The sequence below is a fragment of the Moheibacter sp. genome (assembly GCF_049672845.1).
In the GTDB taxonomy this organism is placed as follows: Bacteria; Bacteroidota; Bacteroidia; order Flavobacteriales; family Weeksellaceae; genus Moheibacter.
On record NZ_JBATWT010000003.1, the window covers coordinates 1 to 17,138 of the forward strand.

The 17,138-nt window shown below is 35.5% G+C and carries 17 protein-coding genes; 15 read left to right on the forward strand and 2 right to left on the reverse strand.

All coding sequences use genetic code 11. The features are described 5' to 3' along the window. Positions 1-12: 12 nt before the first annotated feature. Complete coding sequence (locus tag WBF63_RS00050) at positions 13-1,560, reverse strand: IS1182 family transposase (protein WP_424367642.1); 1,548 nt, start codon at positions 1,558-1,560, stop codon at positions 13-15. 247 nt (positions 1,561-1,807) lie between these two features. Between WBF63_RS00050 and WBF63_RS00055 the strand changes: the two genes are divergently transcribed. The 15 genes from WBF63_RS00055 (at position 1,808) to WBF63_RS00125 (ending at position 16,496) form a co-directional block, all read left to right on the forward strand. After that, on the forward strand, positions 1,808-2,026 hold the full coding sequence (locus WBF63_RS00055) for a hypothetical protein (protein WP_424367643.1): 219 nt from the start codon (positions 1,808-1,810) through the stop codon (positions 2,024-2,026). Between the two features lie 4 nt (positions 2,027-2,030). After that, entirely contained in the window at positions 2,031-2,468 is a 438-nt protein-coding gene (locus WBF63_RS00060; protein WP_424367644.1) for an SMI1/KNR4 family protein, read from the forward strand. A gap of 176 nt (positions 2,469-2,644) precedes the next feature. Next, positions 2,645-3,025 (forward strand): hypothetical protein, encoded by a 381-nt coding sequence (locus WBF63_RS00065; RefSeq protein ID WP_424367645.1) that lies wholly within the window; start codon positions 2,645-2,647, stop codon positions 3,023-3,025. A gap of 314 nt (positions 3,026-3,339) precedes the next feature. Further along, positions 3,340-4,293: a Fic family protein gene (locus WBF63_RS00070; protein ID WP_424367646.1), complete on the forward strand. Its 954-nt coding sequence runs from the start codon at positions 3,340-3,342 to the stop codon at positions 4,291-4,293. Positions 4,294-4,553: 260 nt separating this feature from the next. Beyond that, positions 4,554-5,405, forward strand: coding sequence for a hypothetical protein (locus tag WBF63_RS00075; protein WP_424367647.1), 852 nt, complete (start codon positions 4,554-4,556; stop codon positions 5,403-5,405). Between the two features lie 286 nt (positions 5,406-5,691). Then, the gene (locus tag WBF63_RS00080; protein WP_424367648.1) at positions 5,692-7,140 is read left to right on the forward strand and encodes a type I restriction-modification system subunit M; all 1,449 of its coding nucleotides are present in this window, start codon (positions 5,692-5,694) and stop codon (positions 7,138-7,140) included. Further along, the gene (locus WBF63_RS00085) at positions 7,137-8,387 is read left to right on the forward strand and encodes a restriction endonuclease subunit S (protein WP_424367649.1); all 1,251 of its coding nucleotides are present in this window, start codon (positions 7,137-7,139) and stop codon (positions 8,385-8,387) included. The genes WBF63_RS00080 and WBF63_RS00085 overlap by 4 nt, the downstream gene beginning before the upstream one ends. A gap of 50 nt (positions 8,388-8,437) precedes the next feature. Continuing rightward, the gene (locus tag WBF63_RS00090; protein ID WP_424367650.1) at positions 8,438-8,794 is read left to right on the forward strand and encodes a hypothetical protein; all 357 of its coding nucleotides are present in this window, start codon (positions 8,438-8,440) and stop codon (positions 8,792-8,794) included. A 118-nt stretch (positions 8,795-8,912) separates the two neighbouring features. Further along, complete coding sequence (locus WBF63_RS00095; protein WP_424367651.1) at positions 8,913-10,358, forward strand: ATP-binding protein; 1,446 nt, start codon at positions 8,913-8,915, stop codon at positions 10,356-10,358. Next, a complete protein-coding gene (locus WBF63_RS00100; protein WP_424367652.1) occupies positions 10,330-10,530 on the forward strand; it encodes a hypothetical protein in 201 nt (66 codons plus the stop codon). The genes WBF63_RS00095 and WBF63_RS00100 overlap by 29 nt, the downstream gene beginning before the upstream one ends. Continuing rightward, positions 10,527-12,932, forward strand: a complete 2,406-nt coding sequence (gene hsdR, locus WBF63_RS00105) for an EcoAI/FtnUII family type I restriction enzme subunit R (protein ID WP_424367653.1) — start codon at positions 10,527-10,529, stop codon at positions 12,930-12,932. Before WBF63_RS00100 ends, hsdR begins: the two co-directional genes overlap by 4 nt. 299 nt (positions 12,933-13,231) lie before the next feature. Continuing rightward, positions 13,232-14,020 (forward strand): lysostaphin resistance A-like protein, encoded by a 789-nt coding sequence (locus tag WBF63_RS00110; protein ID WP_424367654.1) that lies wholly within the window; start codon positions 13,232-13,234, stop codon positions 14,018-14,020. A gap of 223 nt (positions 14,021-14,243) precedes the next feature. After that, on the forward strand, positions 14,244-14,765 hold the full coding sequence (locus tag WBF63_RS00115) for a GNAT family N-acetyltransferase (protein ID WP_424367655.1): 522 nt from the start codon (positions 14,244-14,246) through the stop codon (positions 14,763-14,765). A 236-nt stretch (positions 14,766-15,001) separates the two neighbouring features. Beyond that, positions 15,002-15,805 carry a DUF3667 domain-containing protein gene (locus WBF63_RS00120; RefSeq protein ID WP_424367656.1) on the forward strand — a complete coding sequence of 268 codons (804 nt, stop codon included), beginning with the start codon at positions 15,002-15,004 and terminating at the stop codon, positions 15,803-15,805. Positions 15,806-15,818: 13 nt separating this feature from the next. Further along, positions 15,819-16,496, forward strand: coding sequence for an MBL fold metallo-hydrolase (locus tag WBF63_RS00125; RefSeq protein WP_424367657.1), 678 nt, complete (start codon positions 15,819-15,821; stop codon positions 16,494-16,496). Positions 16,497-16,623: 127 nt separating this feature from the next. Here the strand turns inward: WBF63_RS00125 and WBF63_RS00130 are convergent. Beyond that, positions 16,624-17,138 (reverse strand): transposase (locus tag WBF63_RS00130; RefSeq protein ID WP_424367658.1); only part of this gene is annotated, 515 nt, incomplete at its 5' end.

The following is a 17,138-nucleotide window of genomic DNA, read 5'->3' on the forward strand; positions in this document are numbered from 1 at the left end:
GTTGCCGGATTTTTAGGATAGCTTATATCCCCTATTTTGATGGCTAAAGTGTTGTTTTTGGAGGAAACAACATAGTCCTTTCATTACGGTCATTTTTAGGGCTATGATTTGCGGTGTTTTGCAGGTGAATTTTAGGTATTTTTTCAGGTTGTATGTTAGCGCTGCCATCAATACATGTTTATTGGCTTGTGCCATTCCCCGACTGTTGATTCGTTTCATGTTATGATGGTTGATTAGCGTTCCCAGCACAGGTTCAACTGTCGAACTTCGACGCTTTACCAACCTGCGATGATAGGCTTTGTTTTGGGTGAGTTTTTCATGCATCTTGTCATATAGTGGTTTGTGAATGCTTTCGTCTAGTTTTTTAAACTTACTCACTTTGCCACAGCAATGCTCCCTTAGTGGACAGTTTTTGCAATCACTCTCGCTACTTCTGAACGTCTTTTTTGTATAGCCTTTGCTATCTGTTCGGATTCCTTTAAAAGGAAGTATCGCTTTATTTCCGCCTTCTTGAATGCATTCATATTGGTCTTTCTCTGCGTTGTATAGAAAGCCTTCTCGATCGGGCTTATATTGTCCAAAATTCGGTATCCAAGCATCAATTTCATTATCCTCACAATACTGCAAGCTCTCTCCACTGCTATAACCTGCATCGGCTATCACTTCGTCTAACTCTATTTCGTTTTGATTTAAATTTTCGATGGTTTGATTCATAATCTCATGAAAGATTGCACTGTCCTTGCTTCCTGCTGTACTGGCACAGGCGCCTGTTATCACGTGGTGAGCATCGTCTACGGATAATTGTCCTGCATAGTTGAGTTGACGTGGTTTTCCTGGTTTGGTCGAGATTTTCGCATCGGGATCGGTAGGCGAATAATGCGTATGATTACTTAAAAACTTGGGACGGATTTCTTCCCCATCTTCATCTATTTGAACCGTCTTTCTATGGCCGGGCATGCCTTGGTAGGCTTCTTTCTTCCAAGCGTGGTGTTGTTCGACTTCCTTCTGCTTTTGCGGGGTAACTTGATAGTCAGAGTGCGTGTTGAATTCTTCTGTATAAGTCTTCGCATCGGCTATGATTTCTTTCTCCACCAAACTATCCATACTTGCATTGGCTTTGATAAAAGCACTGTCCACACATTGACGCTTTCCGCGTACCATTCCTTTTTGAACGCATTTGCGTAAGATGTCTTGAAATAAACTTAAAAACACTTCTTCTCCATACAATTGACGAGTCCGGGAAATGGTCGAATGCCAAGGTAATTCTTCATCTAAATCATACCCCAAAAACAATCTTATACTTAAACTGTCTGCACAGTAGCGCAATAAGGCTCTATCACTATTGATATTGTTGAGATAACCAACCAGCAGTATCTTAAAAAACACGACTGGATCTATGCTTTCTTGACCTTCCTTACCGTAATAATGGGAAGTAGAAGCATACAGATAATGGAAATCCATTTCTTTTTGAATAAGTCGATAAGTATCATTTTCTGGAACCAAGTTCTCTAAGCTGGTTTGATAGAATAGTTTGGGGGTAAATTTCTTCCGTCCTTGCATACGGTAAGATAAGAAAATTTTATTAATTTAGTTGTGCAACAAGCACATCGGTTTTGCGAAATGGCGGGGTAAGGGAAATATAGAAAGTTTGTGCATTTTTATTCGCAACAGCTTTTTTATATTTCCTTTTTTCTTATTTTAGTAAATATAAAAAAGCTGTTGCTCAAGTTAGTGCAAAATTGAAAGTTTAGGCATTCTAATCCGCCACTATCGCAAAGCCGCGGCCCGTTGTGCATAATTTGAGAAAATGGGAGTTTTAGAAAAAATCACATTTATTTTATTTGTAGGAGCAATAATTTTTGTTTGGAATAAATACGCTGTTACCAAATTAGTGAAAGAGGTGGTTCGTAAGAATCCAAACAATAATTGGTTAGCTGATAAACAAAGTATAATCACAAAAGGATTTCAATCATTTTATTGGACTGCTTATGCAATGCTAATTGTTTCATTTTTAATATCTGATTAAAAAAATGCCATTCCCGTTAGAAGAAAAATATATAACAGAAACAGAATCGGAATTGAATGTGAAATTCCCATCTGAATTAAAAAACCGAATGATAAAATCAAATGGTGGAGAATTATTGATTTCGGGCAAGTTTGAATTTGAACTATATCCTTTCTTTGATAAATCTGACCGAAAAAGAATAAGTCGGACTTGTAATCATATTGGACTTGAAACAAAAAATGCTCGTGAATGGAATGGGTTTCCTGAAAATGGAATCGCAATCGGAGCGGACGGATTTGGAAATCAACTAATCTTGACTCATAACGGAAATGGAAATTTAACTAACGAACTATATTTCTGGAATCACGAGACACGACAAGTGGAAAAAATAGCTGAATCCATTAATAAACTTTCCGTTGAAAAAAGCTCATTCTGGAATAAAATAAAATCGAAATTTAACTAAAAAACTATGCACAACATTGGCTATAAACAATTGCTATTACAGGCTTATCCTGAAAATTCCTGCGGAATTTTCAGCTTGGCGTGTACTTGCAAAAGTCCGTGCTAACCCACGCAACTGTTCATAGCCGAGACCGTTGGCAAACATTTTAGAAAAACCGAACGAATAAAAATTAAATTATGACTGAACAGAAAAAAACAGGAATAGAAAGTACATTGAGTAGAATATTGATATGGTTGCCTACATTAGCAATAATATTGTTTTATATTCCAAATGCCTTGGACAAATTAATTAATCACGACCAAACTGGAAAAGTAGTAGAAAGTAGTACCGTAATGATTACAGCTGGAGTTTTTATTTTAATTGGTACGACTCTTTTCTTATACAACAAAACAATACTGATTGGAACATCAATGCTAGTGTTGTATATGACTTTTATTGTTCTAATCCATATGTATAAAGGAAAACCATCTGAAATTGTAATTCTTATTCTTATGGCGACTATTTTCGCTTCATATATTAGAAAGCCACTATTATTTCATCAAAAACCAGAAAAATAAAAAAAGAACCATCGGACTGAATCACTACCTAAAAAGCAGACAAAACCAAACTATAGACTATTGAAAAACTGATGAGAATTGAAAACGGAAATAAAAACGATTTGCCAACAAAGGTTTTGCGTCAGGCGGGTCGAACTTTCCCGTTCGACACTTTTTCGTAAATTTGAGCTTTGTCGCTCGCTTGGAATTTTCTGCTGAAAATCCCGCCCGAACGCAAAGCCCCAAACCGTTATAGGCAATATTTCCCAAACTTTACGCTTAAATTCAAATATTAATTTTAAATTTGTGATAGTATCAAATGATAGTATCACAAAATGAAACCTCCTTACGAAATAACAGCAGAAATTTTAAAATATATTACTTCTATTTCAGAAAAAATTGGAGAAGTAAATGCAAAATATTTAATCAAAACGAATCCAACTTTAAGAAAACAGAATCAAATTAAAACCATTCATTCTTCATTAAGTATTGAAGGTAATACCTTGACAGAAGAACAGATTACAGCCATTTTAGAAAATAAAAGAGTTGTTGGTCCCGAAAAAGATATTTTGGAAGTTTTAAATGCCTTAGAAGTTTACAAAAACATTAATAAACTAAAACCAGAGAGGGAAAAAGATTTTTTAAAAGCGCATAAATTATTATTGCAAAAATTAATCAAAGAGCCTGGCAAATATAGAAATCAAAGTGTTGGAATCGTAAAAGGTTCGAAAGTGGAACACATTGCTCCGCCACACGAAAACGTACCTTATTTGATGAAAAATTTGTTTGAATATCTGAAAGATAAGAATGAATTAACTTTAATCAAAAGTTGTGTTTTTCATTATGAAATGGAATTTATTCATCCTTTTTTAGATGGAAATGGAAGAATGGGAAGGTTGTGGCAAACATTAATTTTACTGCAAGACTATCCTATTTTTGAGTTTTTACCATTTGAAACCTTAATTTCAAAAAATCAGAACGACTATTATAACGCTTTATCACTTTCTGATAAAGAAGGAAAGTCTACAAAGTTTATTGAATATATGTTGAAGATTATTGAAAGATCCTTAGAAGAATTGCTTCAAAATTCAACAAAAAAATTAACAGATAAAGATAGAATTCTAATTTTCTTAGAAAATTGTACTAGTGACTTTACTCGAAAAGATTATATGAATTATTTTAAAGATATTTCTTCTGCTACAGCAAGTCGTGATTTAAAAAATGCTGTTGAAAGCGGATTAATTTCTAAGCTTGGAGATAAGAAAACTACAACATATAAAAAAGGTTAATACTGCGTGTAACATCGTATTGGCAAACCGACTGCAAGGAGCTCAACGAAGTTAAATGGCGGTTTAAGGGAGAAATTGAAAGTTTCTCCTTTTTTTGTCGCAACAGCCTTTTATATTTCCTTTTTTCATAAATTTAGAAAATAAAAAAAGGCTGTTGCTTAGCTTAGTGCAAAATTAAAAGTTTTGGCTTTCTAATCCGCCACTATCGCCAATACGCGGCACGTTACAGGCAATGCTTTCTGAACATCTCACAAAACAAAATGAAAAATAAAAATCAAATTTTAAATCCAATTTTCATAGTCTGTTTAATGACATTATTACTTAATGACTTCTATTTAAAACAGACTTTTTCAAACATATTGACAGGAAAAATTTCTGACTTTGTAGGACTTATTGTATTTCCAATTTTTATTGCTTACATTTTTCCCAACACAAAAAAATGGATTTCAATTGCAACAGCAATTTTATTTATAATTTGGAAGACACCTATTGTCACACCAATCATTGAAACAATAAATCAAATACTTCCTTTGAAAGTTCAAAGAGCAATTGACTATTCCGATTATTGGGCTTTAATTGTGTTGCCTATTGCACATAAAATCATCAATCAAGACAGAAAACTAACTTTTAATTCTAGTAAACTATTAAAGTTCAGTAAGATTGGAGTTGCTTCTCTTTCATTTTTTGCGATTTGTGCAACTTCAATGCCGCCACCTGTTGAAATCCCAAAAGGGACAATTTACATCGGAGAAGAATATACGATTAAAAAAACTAAAGAAGAAACCATAGAAATGATAAAATCTTTAGGTTATAATGTTGACTTTTACAAAAATTTAGAAGACAGCACAACTATTAAAAAATATAGGTCAAGAAATATTCCATATTATCAAACAGATAATATTGTTATTTACGATGACAATTCAAAACCTATTGACACAATTCTCAATGTCAAATACACTTTATATGAACCAAAAGAAAACAGAACTAAAATTGAAATTATAAATGTAACCTTAAGTGAAGACGGAAATATTCAAAAGTGGCAAACTTTAAAATATCTGAGAAAACAGTACAAAAAGACAATGGAAAAACAAGTAATTGAAAAACTTAAATAGCACTGCCTGTAACAAGGGTTTTGCAATAGTGGGGCGAAACTGCAAAGTTCAACGGCAGTTCTTCGATTGAACTCTTGTGCAAAATTGAAGATTTGTGCTTAGATTGCCCCACCATCGCAAAGCCCGAAACCGTTGTGTGCCATGCAAAGAAAGCCAACACACATTCAAGCACATTTGGTCTTTGCCGACACGCAAAGCCAACGCTGAAAAACCAAAAGAGCTTGAATTTTGCCAACGCACCGACAAGAATGATAACTTTACAAATTGATAAAAACAGAAATAAATAATGTTCGAACAGACTTTTAAAAATATTGACGATATTCTTCACAAAGATGCTGGATGTGGTAGTGAATTGGATTATATCGAACAAACTTCATGGATTTTGTTCCTCAAGTATTTGGATGACTTGGAGAAAGACCGTGCTACAGCAGCTGAACTCACAGGTAAGGATTATACGCCTATAATCAACCGGGAATATCAATGGAGCGTTTGGGCAGCTCCGAAATTAGCCGATGGTAAAATAGACTATAATGCCCTTACAGGCGATGACCTATTGGATTTTGTAAACAATAAACTCTTTCCGTACCTCAAACAATTTAAGTTGAGTGCCGAAAGTGCCGATACAATTGAATATAAAATTGGTGAAATTTTCAGCGAACTGAAAAACCGTTTACAAAGTGGCTACAATTTGCGTGAAGTGATTAATCTCATTGACGAATTACGTTTCCGAACCCACGCAGAAAAGCACGAAATGAGCCATCTTTACGAAGATAAAATTAAAAATATGGGAAATGCTGGACGAAATGGTGGTGAATACTACACACCACGTCCACTGATTACAACGATTGTAAAAGTCGTTGACCCTAAGATTGGCGAAACGGTTTATGATGGAGCATCAGGTAGTGCAGGATTCTTGTGTGAGGCTTTTGCTTATATGAACAAACCTGGACTCTCTTCCAAAGATTGGGAAACTCTACAAAAACGAACTTTCTACGGAAAAGAGAAAAAATCTTTGGCGTATATCATAGGTACGATGAATATGATTTTGCACGGCGTGGAAGCTCCCAACATCGTCCATACCAATACACTTGCAGAAAACATAGCCGACATACAAGAAAAAGACCGCTATGATGTGGTGCTTGCCAATCCACCCTTTGGAGGGAAAGAACGTGCAGAAGTGCAACAGAACTTTCCCATCAAAACAGGTGAAACTGCATCTCTGTTTTTGCAACATTTCATTAAAATATTGAGAGCAGGCGGAAGAGCAGGTATTGTTATTAAAAACACATTTTTGAGCAATACAGATAATGCCAGCATTGCTTTACGGAAAGAACTTTTACAAAACTGCAACCTGCACACAGTTTTGGATTTACCAGGCGGAACCTTTACGGGAGCAGGGGTAAAAACAGTAGTGTTGTTTTTTGAAAAAGGGAAGCCTACTCAAAAAACTTGGTTTTACCAATTGAATCTTGACCGAAATTTGGGCAAGACCAACCCACTGAACGAAAAAGATTTGGCGGAGTTTGTGGAATTGCAAAAAACCTTTGCCGATAGTGAAAACTCTTGGACGGTAAACATAAATGACATAGACCAAAACACTTTTGATTTGAGCGTAAAGAACCCCAATACGCCCGAAGCACCGCCTTTGCGTAAACCACAAGAAATTTTGGAAGAGATAAAAGCCTTGGATGATGAAAGTACGGAAATTCTTAACTCAATTTCGGAATTGATATGAAGGAAGGTTGGGAAATAATAGATTTAGGAAGTGTTTGTCACGTTCAGCGTGGATTGACTTACTCAGGAAAAGATACGGTTGATATTTCGGATCAAGTTGTACTTAGAGCTACAAACATTGATTTAGGCACAGGAAAGTTAATTTTTGATGAGTTAAAATATTTAAGAGAAGACTTAGAGATAAAGCCAGTATACGCTCTAAAAAAAGACTCTCTTTTGATTTGCTTTTCAAGCGGAAGTAAGTCTCATCTTGGCAAAATCGCCTTGGTAGATGATGATTATCCCAACTTCTTTTTTGGTGGCTTTATAGGACAAATCAATCCTTCAGAGAAGATTGACTCGAAATATTTGTTCTATTGCCTTTCTTCAGAAACATATAAAGATTACATATCAAATCTCACGGATGGCGTTAACATAAACAATCTTAAAGCCACTGATTTAAAATCTTTTCAGATTCCGCTCCCGCCCCTCCCCGAACAACAGCGCATTGTTTCCATTTTAGATGAAGCCTTTGCCGCCATAGCGAAGGCAAAAGCCAATGCCGAACAAAACCTCAAAAACGCCAAAGAACTTTTTGAAAGCTATTTGCAGGGGGTGTTTGAGAATGGAAATTGGGAAACGAAAACTATTCAAGAAATTACTAAGGTTGTAAATGGTTATGCATTTGCTAGCAAGGATTTCAAACCGACAAACACTGTTAAATCAGTAAAAATCACAAATGTTGGTGTAAAAGAATTTGTTGAAGAAGCTGACAACTATCTGCCTGAAAAATTCAAAGAAACTTTAAAAGATTTTCAGGTAAAAGAAGGGAATATCGTAATTGCATTAACAAGGACAATCATTTCGGCAGGTCTAAAAGTTGCAGTTGTTCCAGCAAGTTATGATGGAGCATTAGTAAATCAGCGAGTAGCTGCATTAGTGCCGAATGAAAAGTTAGTTAACCAGAACTTCTTGTATTTCTATTTGACTACAAGTGGTGTGGCTAAATATGTTTTGGAACACGTTAACACTTTGATGCAGCCAAATCTTTCCATTAATGATTTGAAAAATATGCCTGTTCCTTGTCCACCACTCAAAGACCAACAAACCATCGTCCGCCAATTAGATGCCCTGCGAGCCGAAACTCAAAAGCTGGAAGCGGTGTATCAAAAGAAAATAGCTGATTTGGAAGAGTTGAAAAAGAGTATTTTGCAGAAGGCATTTAAGGGGGAGTTGACTGAATCAAAAATTAAAGAACCGTGTGTTTAATATCGGATAAAATAAGATTTTGTACTTGTTCGGACAGCTCTTATGAAAATTTGTCACATTATTGGGTATTGCATCGGCATAATCCGGAAAAAGATTTAGGAATTATTGGGGAGGCAATGATACCACATCATTTATTTCAACCCAATTTTGAATTAGATCAAAATACCTTGGCAAATCGGTTAAACGAGCGGGATGCCTTTGATATTGACATGGAATTTCAACCAAACGATAAAATAGAAATTGTTTTTAATAATTTATTGGAAGATGCTAAGCGATTGGTTTTTTGTTTTCAATTTAAAAAAGGAAAATGGGCAGCAGTGGAATATGATGTTTTTGAGTTAGCGAATAACTATGATGAATTATCCTTTGGTAAAATGAGAGAATCCCTTGAAAAAGAAACGATGTAGAAATATAAAAGTTGGAAGCGGTGTATCAAAAGAAAATTAATAATTTGGAGAAGCTAAAAAAACCAATCTTGCAGAAGGCGTTTGCAGGAGAATTGAAAACTGAAAAGGCGGTTGCGGTATGAATGAACAACAATTGATAGAACTATTAAAGGAGCTTGTAAAACAGCCACACGAAAGTGAATGGGTGGAGTTTAAACTCAATTTTCATTCAGCAGAAGAAATTGGTGAACGCATTTCTGCTTTATCCAACGGTGCTTGCATACACAATCAGCCGTTCGGTTACTTGGTATTTGGAGTAGAAGACAAAACTCAAATTATTAAAGGCACAACCTTTAAAGCCAAAGCTGCCAAAAAAGGAAATGAAGATTTAGAACATTGGCTACTCACCCGATTAAATCCAAGAATTGATTTTGCTGTTTATGAGTTTGATTATGACCCAACTCGGCATATTTCTATCTATGTAATTCCTGCTACTAAAAACCAACCTGTTGAATTTCTGCATCAGGCATACATCCGTGTAAGCAGCATCACCAGAAAGTTGAATGAGTTTCCTGAGAAACAAGCTAAAATTTGGAAGAAGGACACTATACCTTTTGAAAAAGAAATCGCCAAAGGCAATCTAAGTGCATCAGATATTACCAAGTATTTAAGCACTGAAACTTATTTTGACTTGTTAAAATTGCCATATCCATCTAATCAACAAGGGGTTATAGATAAATTTATGGACGAAGGATTAGTCGTAAAAAATAATGGTTATGCAATTACCAAATTAGGGGCTTTGCTTTTTGCCAAGCAATTGAAAGACTTTGAAAGTGTAGAACGTAAATCGGTAAGAGTAATCGTTTACAAAGGTAAAAACAAAGTTGAAACCGAACGGGAACAAATTGGAGCCAAAGGTTATGCTTTAGGTTTTGAAGGTTTAGTAGATTGGATAAACAGTCAATTGCCCGCCAATGAAGAGATTGGAAAAGCATTGAGAAAAGAAACCCGAATGTATCCTGAAATCGCCATCAGAGAATTAGTTGCCAATGCACTTATCCATCAGGATTTAACCGTAAAAGGTTTCCCAATGGTTGAGATTTTCTCTGATAGAATTGAAATTTCCAATCCAGGAACACCATTGGTTACACCCGATCGATTTATTGATGCTTATTTATCACGCAATGAAAAATTAGCAGACCTAATGCGAAGAATGGGTTTTTGCGAAGAAAAAGGCAGTGGTTTAGATAAGGTGATTTTTTATAATGAATTGTATCAACTGCCCGCCATCAATGTGGTAGTTGCAGAGAATAGAACTCGTGTTACAATGTATTGTTACAAAACTTTGAATAACTTAGACAAAAAAGAAAAAATCAGAGCCTGCTATCAACACGCTTGTTTGAAATATGTGTCAAACGAGAAGATGACAAACCAAAGTTTAAGAGAACGATTCAAAATTGAAGACCATAACTATTCAATTGCTTCCCGCATTATTCGAGATGCCATTGATGATAAAGTAATTAAAGAAGATGATCCAGACAGTAAATCAAGAAAATATGCCAGTTACATACCATTTTGGGCTTAAAACCTTTTTTGATGGTTATTTGACCACCTCTGAATTCTTATGTGATGGTTATGTGATAGGTGGCGCCAATAATCAATTCAACCCATTGATAATCAATGCTTTTTCATGTGATGGTTATGTGATTGGCAGCCCGATTTTATTTGATGGTCATTTGATAAAAGAGAAATTATGAACGAAGCAGAAACCAGAGCGGAACTTATAGACCCCAAGCTAAGGGCTTGTGGTTGGGGCGTTGTGGAAGGCTCAAAAGTCCTTCGTGAATACCAGATTACGGCGGGTAAGATTCAAACAGGTGGTGGTCGTGGTAGGCGTGAAATTGCCGATTATGTGTTGGTTTACAAAGACATTAAGTTGGCTGTAATAGAAGCCAAAAGTGATGAATTGGAAGTTGGCGAAGGTGTAATGCAAGCTAAAAAGTATGCGGAAAAACTTCAATTAGACACTACTTACAGCACCAACGGAAAAGAGATTTACCAAATCTGTATGAAAACAGGTGAGGAAGGCTTGGTTTCAGATTTTTTAAGCCCTGAAGAACTTTGGAACAAAACATTTGCTGAACAAAACGAGTGGAGAGAAAAGTTTGCCAATGTTCCGTTTGAAGATAAAGGTGGTACATGGCAGTTGCGCTACTATCAAGAAATAGCCGTAAAAAACACTTTGGAAGCATTGGCAAGTGGAAAAGACCGCATTTTACTTACCCTGGCTACAGGAACGGGTAAAACCGCCATTGCCTTTCAAATTGCATGGAAACTGTTTCAAACCCGTTGGACGGTTCAACAAGCCCTCCGCCCCAACGAACCAGCCAGAAGACCCAGAATATTATTTTTAGCCGATAGAAACATATTAGCTGACCAAGCTTTCAATTCTTTTTCAGCATTTCCCGAAGATGCTTTGGTAAGAATTAAGCCGAATGAGATAAAGAAAAAAGGTAGAGTACCCACCAATGGGAGTATTTTCTTTACCATTTTTCAAACTTTTATGAGTGGCACGGATGCAGAGGGAAAACCTGCACCCTACTTTGGAGATTACCCAGAAGATTATTTCGATTTCATCATCATTGACGAGTGTCACCGAGGCGGAGCCAATGACGAAAGCAATTGGAGAAGCATTTTAGAATATTTCAGTCCGGCAGTGCAATTGGGTTTAACCGCCACACCCAAGCGAAAGGACAATGTTGATACTTACAAATACTTTGGTGAACCCGTTTACATCTATTCGCTTAAAGAAGGAATCAATGACGGTTTCTTAACGCCATTCAAAGTAAAACGAATCAAAACTACTTTGGATGATTACCGCTACACTTCTGATGATACGATTGTAGAAGGAGAAATTGAAGAAGGCAAATTGTATGAAGAAAAAGACTTTAACCGCACGATTGAAATTGTAGAGCGAGAAGCCAAGCGGGTAAACATATTTTTAGATGAAGCTAACCAAAATCAAAAGGCTATTATTTTTTGTGCTAATCAAGCACATGCTGCATTGGTGAGAGACTTGGTCAATCAGAATGCCAAAAACAAAGACCCTTTTTATTGTGTTCGTGTTACTGCCAATGATGGTGAAGAAGGCGAAAGAATGCTTAGAGAATTTCAAGACAACGAAAAAACAATTCCGACTATTTTAACCACTTCACAAAAACTATCTACAGGAGTCGATGCAAGGAACATTCGCAATATCGTATTGCTTCGTCCAGTAAACTCCATGATTGAGTTCAAACAAATTGTTGGTCGTGGTACACGCTTATTTGATGGTAAAGAGTTTTTCACCATTTACGATTTTGTAGATGCTTATAAACACTTCTCTGACCCTGAATGGGATGGTGAGCCTGTACAAGAAGAAACTTGTAAAACATGTGGTCAGAACCCGTGTGAGTGTGAATACACACCACCTAAACCCTGTCTTGTTTGTGGTAAGCGTCCATGTGTTTGCGAAAAAGAGCCAGCAGCACCTTGTGAGAAATGCGGTCAACGACCTTGTATTTGCAAGAAGAAAGTAAAGATAAAACTGAAAAACGGTAAGGAGAGAGAAATACAACACATGGTTTCTACCTCATTTTGGAGTGCTGATGGGAAGCCTGTTTCAGCAGAAGAGTTTTTAAACAATCTTTTTGGTGAATTACCAAAGCTCTTTAAAGACGAAGAAGAATTACGCAAACTCTGGAGTAACCCTATAACCCGAAGAACCTTATTAGAAAAACTTGAGGAGGTAGGTTTTCCGAAATCAGATTTAGTTACTTTACAGAAGCTGGTTAATATGGAAAATAGTGACTTATATGACGTTTTGGAATATGTCTTTAACGGTGATTATATTGCAATGACAAGAGAGTCTAGAGCGAAAGCGGCTGAAGCAACAATATTTGCCTTGCTCAACGACCAACAAAGAGAATTTATCGCATTCGTATTGAGCAAATACATTGAAACAGGAGTTGACGAACTCGACCAAGAGAAACTTCCAATCTTGCTGACAAACAAGTATCAATCATTGGAGGACGCAAAAGAAATTTTGGGAGACGTTGCAAACATCAGCAGACTGTTTATAGAATTTCAAGAACATCTTTACAATCAGAAAGTAGCGTAATGACAGAAACTTTAAGACATAAAGCCCACGCTTCACAGCCACACACATTGCCAAGCCGCTCAAAGCCAATGCTCAATCCAAAGCTTGTCAAAGAGTGTGTCTGCCCCAACGCACGGACAGAAAAAGAAAAAGCACGGGCACACAACAATGGCTATACGTAATGCGGGCGAAAGTGCTGATATGAAAGTAATTACATTGAATAAACTAACTGCTGTACGGAAAGTGAAGTGACTTGAAATCCCGCACTACGCAAAGCCTCGAAACGTTTTATCCAATCCGAACCTTGACCGAACTAAAAAATGAAGCCAAATCAGACATTAAAAATAATTCTTCTCATTTTTATAAGTTTTGCGACATACTATTTGCTCTTTTCAAATTTTAAATCAATAAAAATTGAAATTGACAAAATAACTCAACAAGGCTTGATTAGCTATATATTGTCGTATTTAATAGTGGGAATACCAATTTTCTTAGGAACATTTCTAATCGACAAAAGGACTTCTATTATTAAAAGCTTTGGACTTTCGGCAAACATTTTAACTGCCGTGTGGACAAGTATTCTGTTTACATTACCTATGTTTTTAGGCGGATTGTCTTTTTTCAAATTTAGCCAGCAAATTGATATTGAAAATTTAATTGCAGGGACTATTGTTGCAGGTTTTATGGAAGAACTTTATTTTAGAGGATTCCTATTTGGACAGCTATTCCGAAAAACAAATTTTGGCTTTATTCCTGCTATATTTTTTGGTGCGTTAATTTTTGCTTCGGGACATTTATATCAGAGTCAAAACATAAGTGAATTATTCGGAATTTTCGCAATAACTTTCTTTGGTGCTGTCTTTTTCGCCTGGCTGTATGTAGAATGGAATTACAATTTATGGGTTCCCATTTTTACACATACTTTAATGAACCTTTCTTGGCATTTATTTGAAGTGGATAATTCAGCATTAGGCGATGTAAAAGCAAACCTTTTTAGAGGTTTGACTATTTTAACTGCCATACTATTTACAATCGTGTATAAGAAAAACAGAAAAAAGAAGCTAACGGTGAACAGGCAGACCATACTAAAAAAGAAAAACGGCATATAACAAGCAGTTTGGCAAAAGAGCGGAGTTCCGTCTAAGTTGAAAGTTCCGTCTTCGTATGCCGCCAATGCTGTTTGCATTGGCATTTTTTGTAATTTAGCCAACGGCTCACAGCATTGGCTACGTTCGTGCAAAATCGAAGTTTCCGTCTTCGATTTTCCGCTCCTTCGCCAAGCTGCCGAACCGTTAGTGGCAACCTTAAAAGACGAAATAGCAAACGAAAGAAATGACAGAATTTAAAATTAAAAAGGTAACGCTTGACGACATTGACCAATTACAGAAAATTGGCAGACAAACTTTTTATGAAACATTTTCAGCAGGAAATACCGAAGAAAATATGACGAAATATTTAAACGAAGGTTTTTCTATCGACAAATTGACAACTGAACTTAACGACAAGAACGCAGAGTTTTATTTTGCGACACATAACGACAATGTAATTGGTTACCTAAAACTAAATTTTGGAAAATCACAAACTGAACTTCAAGACGACAAAGGACTTGAAATTGAAAGAATTTATGTTTTGAAAAACTTCCACGGAAAAAGTGTTGGACAACTTCTGTATGACAAAGCAATTGAAGTCGCCAGACAGAAAAATTCCGACTTCGTTTGGTTAGGCGTTTGGGAGGAAAACCCGAGAGCAATAAATTTTTACAAGAAAAACGGTTTTGTAGAGTTTGACAAACATATTTTCAAACTTGGAAATGATGAACAGACTGATATTATGATGAAATTAAAACTGAAATAAATAAGACTACAGCTAACAGTGCATTGGCAAAATGCGGGGTCAAGTGCAAAATTGAACTTCTCTCCTTTTTATCCGTCAAAAGCTGTTTGCTTTTGTTTTTTTATTAAATTTACCAAAAGGCTCACAGCTTTGGCTACGTCTCGGTCTGAATTGAACTTTCGCTCAATTCAAGCCCGCACTGTCGCCAAGGCCCGAAACGTTAACTGCAATATTTAAAAAACTGCGTGGATAAATAAATGAAAAACAAAAATTGCCTTAATTGCGGAAAAGAACTGACAGACAAATATTGTTCGCGATGTGGACAAAAAGCCGATACGCACCGCATTACATTTATAAATTTTATTTTTCACGATGTTTTACACGGAACATTCCATATTGAAAAAGGAATTTTTTATACAGCAAAACAGGCTTTAATCCGTCCCGGAAAAGCAGCTATCGACTATATTTCAGGAAAGCGAAAACCTTATTATAACGTTTTTTTACTCATTTTACTGACCATTGGTTTGATGTTATTTCTAAGACATTATTACAGTGAAATAATTATAGAGCAAGGAAGAGGATATGTTAAAGACATAACGGATTTGAATGAAGCAAGTAAAACGATAGATAATATTTTTGCTCAAAAAAGTAAAATTGTTATCTTCCTTTTTGTACCATTTGCCGCATTAAACAGTTATATTCTTTTCAGAAGAAAAAAATTAAATTTAAGTGAACATTCCATAATTGCAGGAATGATTTTGTTAGGAGTTTTATTATTATCCACATTTGGAAATGCAATTTTTTACTTGGATTTGCTCATTGAATTCAGCAACACAGTTTCTAATGTTATTAGTATTTCAATTACTTCTTTAATATTTTTATACATTGGTTATGGATATTTTAATGCATTTGGTGATAATTATTCCAAATTAGGATTTACTTATAGAATTTTCTTGTTTTTTGCTTTAATTTTTGTCGAAATGATGATTTTGCTTTTTATAGCTGTTGGATTTATCACAAATTGGGAATTTGGAGAAATTACAATATCACCTTTTAGCTAAAATATATTACAAAATGAAAAAAATATTTACAAAAATCTTATTGATTATTACAATTATTTGCTTCTCTAATTCTGGATTCAGTCAATCAAACGAAATTAAAATCAAATTTATTGGGAACTGTGGACTTTACTTAACGGATGGAAATTTAAACCTATATGTTGATTTTCCTTACAAATCTGGAGCACACAAGTATATGAAATATGACGAGTCCGAACTGAAAAACATAAAAGAAAATGCTGTCTTTCTATTTACTCATCGACACTCTGACCATTACTCAAAAAAACTTGTCAGAAAAATGAAAAGAGAATTTGCTGGAAATGTTTACGGAAACTGGAATACTGACAAACTTAAAGAATTGAATAGTTCTACAAATGATTTTTCAATACAAGAATTTAAAACATCTCATAAATTTACGTTCAAACATTATTCATATCTAATTACTTGGCACGGCAAGAAAATTTATTTTTCTGGAGATACAGGTGATTTGGAAGATTTAAGCAAAATCAAAAACATTGATTGGGCTTTTGTAAATCCGTGGATTTATATGAATGCCGAAAATGAAAAAGTCAAAATTGATGCAAAAAATTTCGGAATGTATCATTTATACCCTAACCAAGAAATTAATGGAGAAATTCCCGAAAATCTTATTATACTAAAGAAACAAGGAGAAATAATCAAAATTTCTTACTAAAAAATACTGCAGTTAACAAGGGTAACTGTTGCACAACTCCAAATTTTATTGAAAACAAAAATTCTTGACCTCGTTTAAGCTGTTTTAAGCGAGGTTTATTGTTGTCCAGAGTTTTGTTGCCGGATTTTTAGGATAGCTTATATCCCCTATTTTGATGGCTAAAGTGTTGTTTTTGGAGGAAACAACATAGTCCTTTCATTACGGTCATTTTTAGGGCTATGATTCGAGGTGTTTTACGCACGAATTTTAGGTATTTTTTCAGGTTGTAGGTTAGCGCTGCCATCAATACATGTTTATTGGCTTGTGCCATTCCCCGACTGTTGATTCGTTTCATGTTGTGATGGTTGATGAGCGTTCCCAGCACAGGTTCAACTGTCGAACTTCGACGCTTTACCAACCTGCGATGATAGGCTTTGTTGTTGGTGAGTTTTTGATGCATCTTATCATACAAGGGTTTGTGAATGCTCTCATCTAGCTTTTTAAACTTGCTCACTTTGCCACAGCATTGTTCCCTTAATGGACAGTTTTTGCATTCTCTCTCGCTACTTCTGAACGTCTTTTTTGTATAGCCTTTGCTATCTGTCTTGATGCCTTTAAATGGAAGTATCGCTTTATTTCCGCCTTCTTGAATGCATTCATATT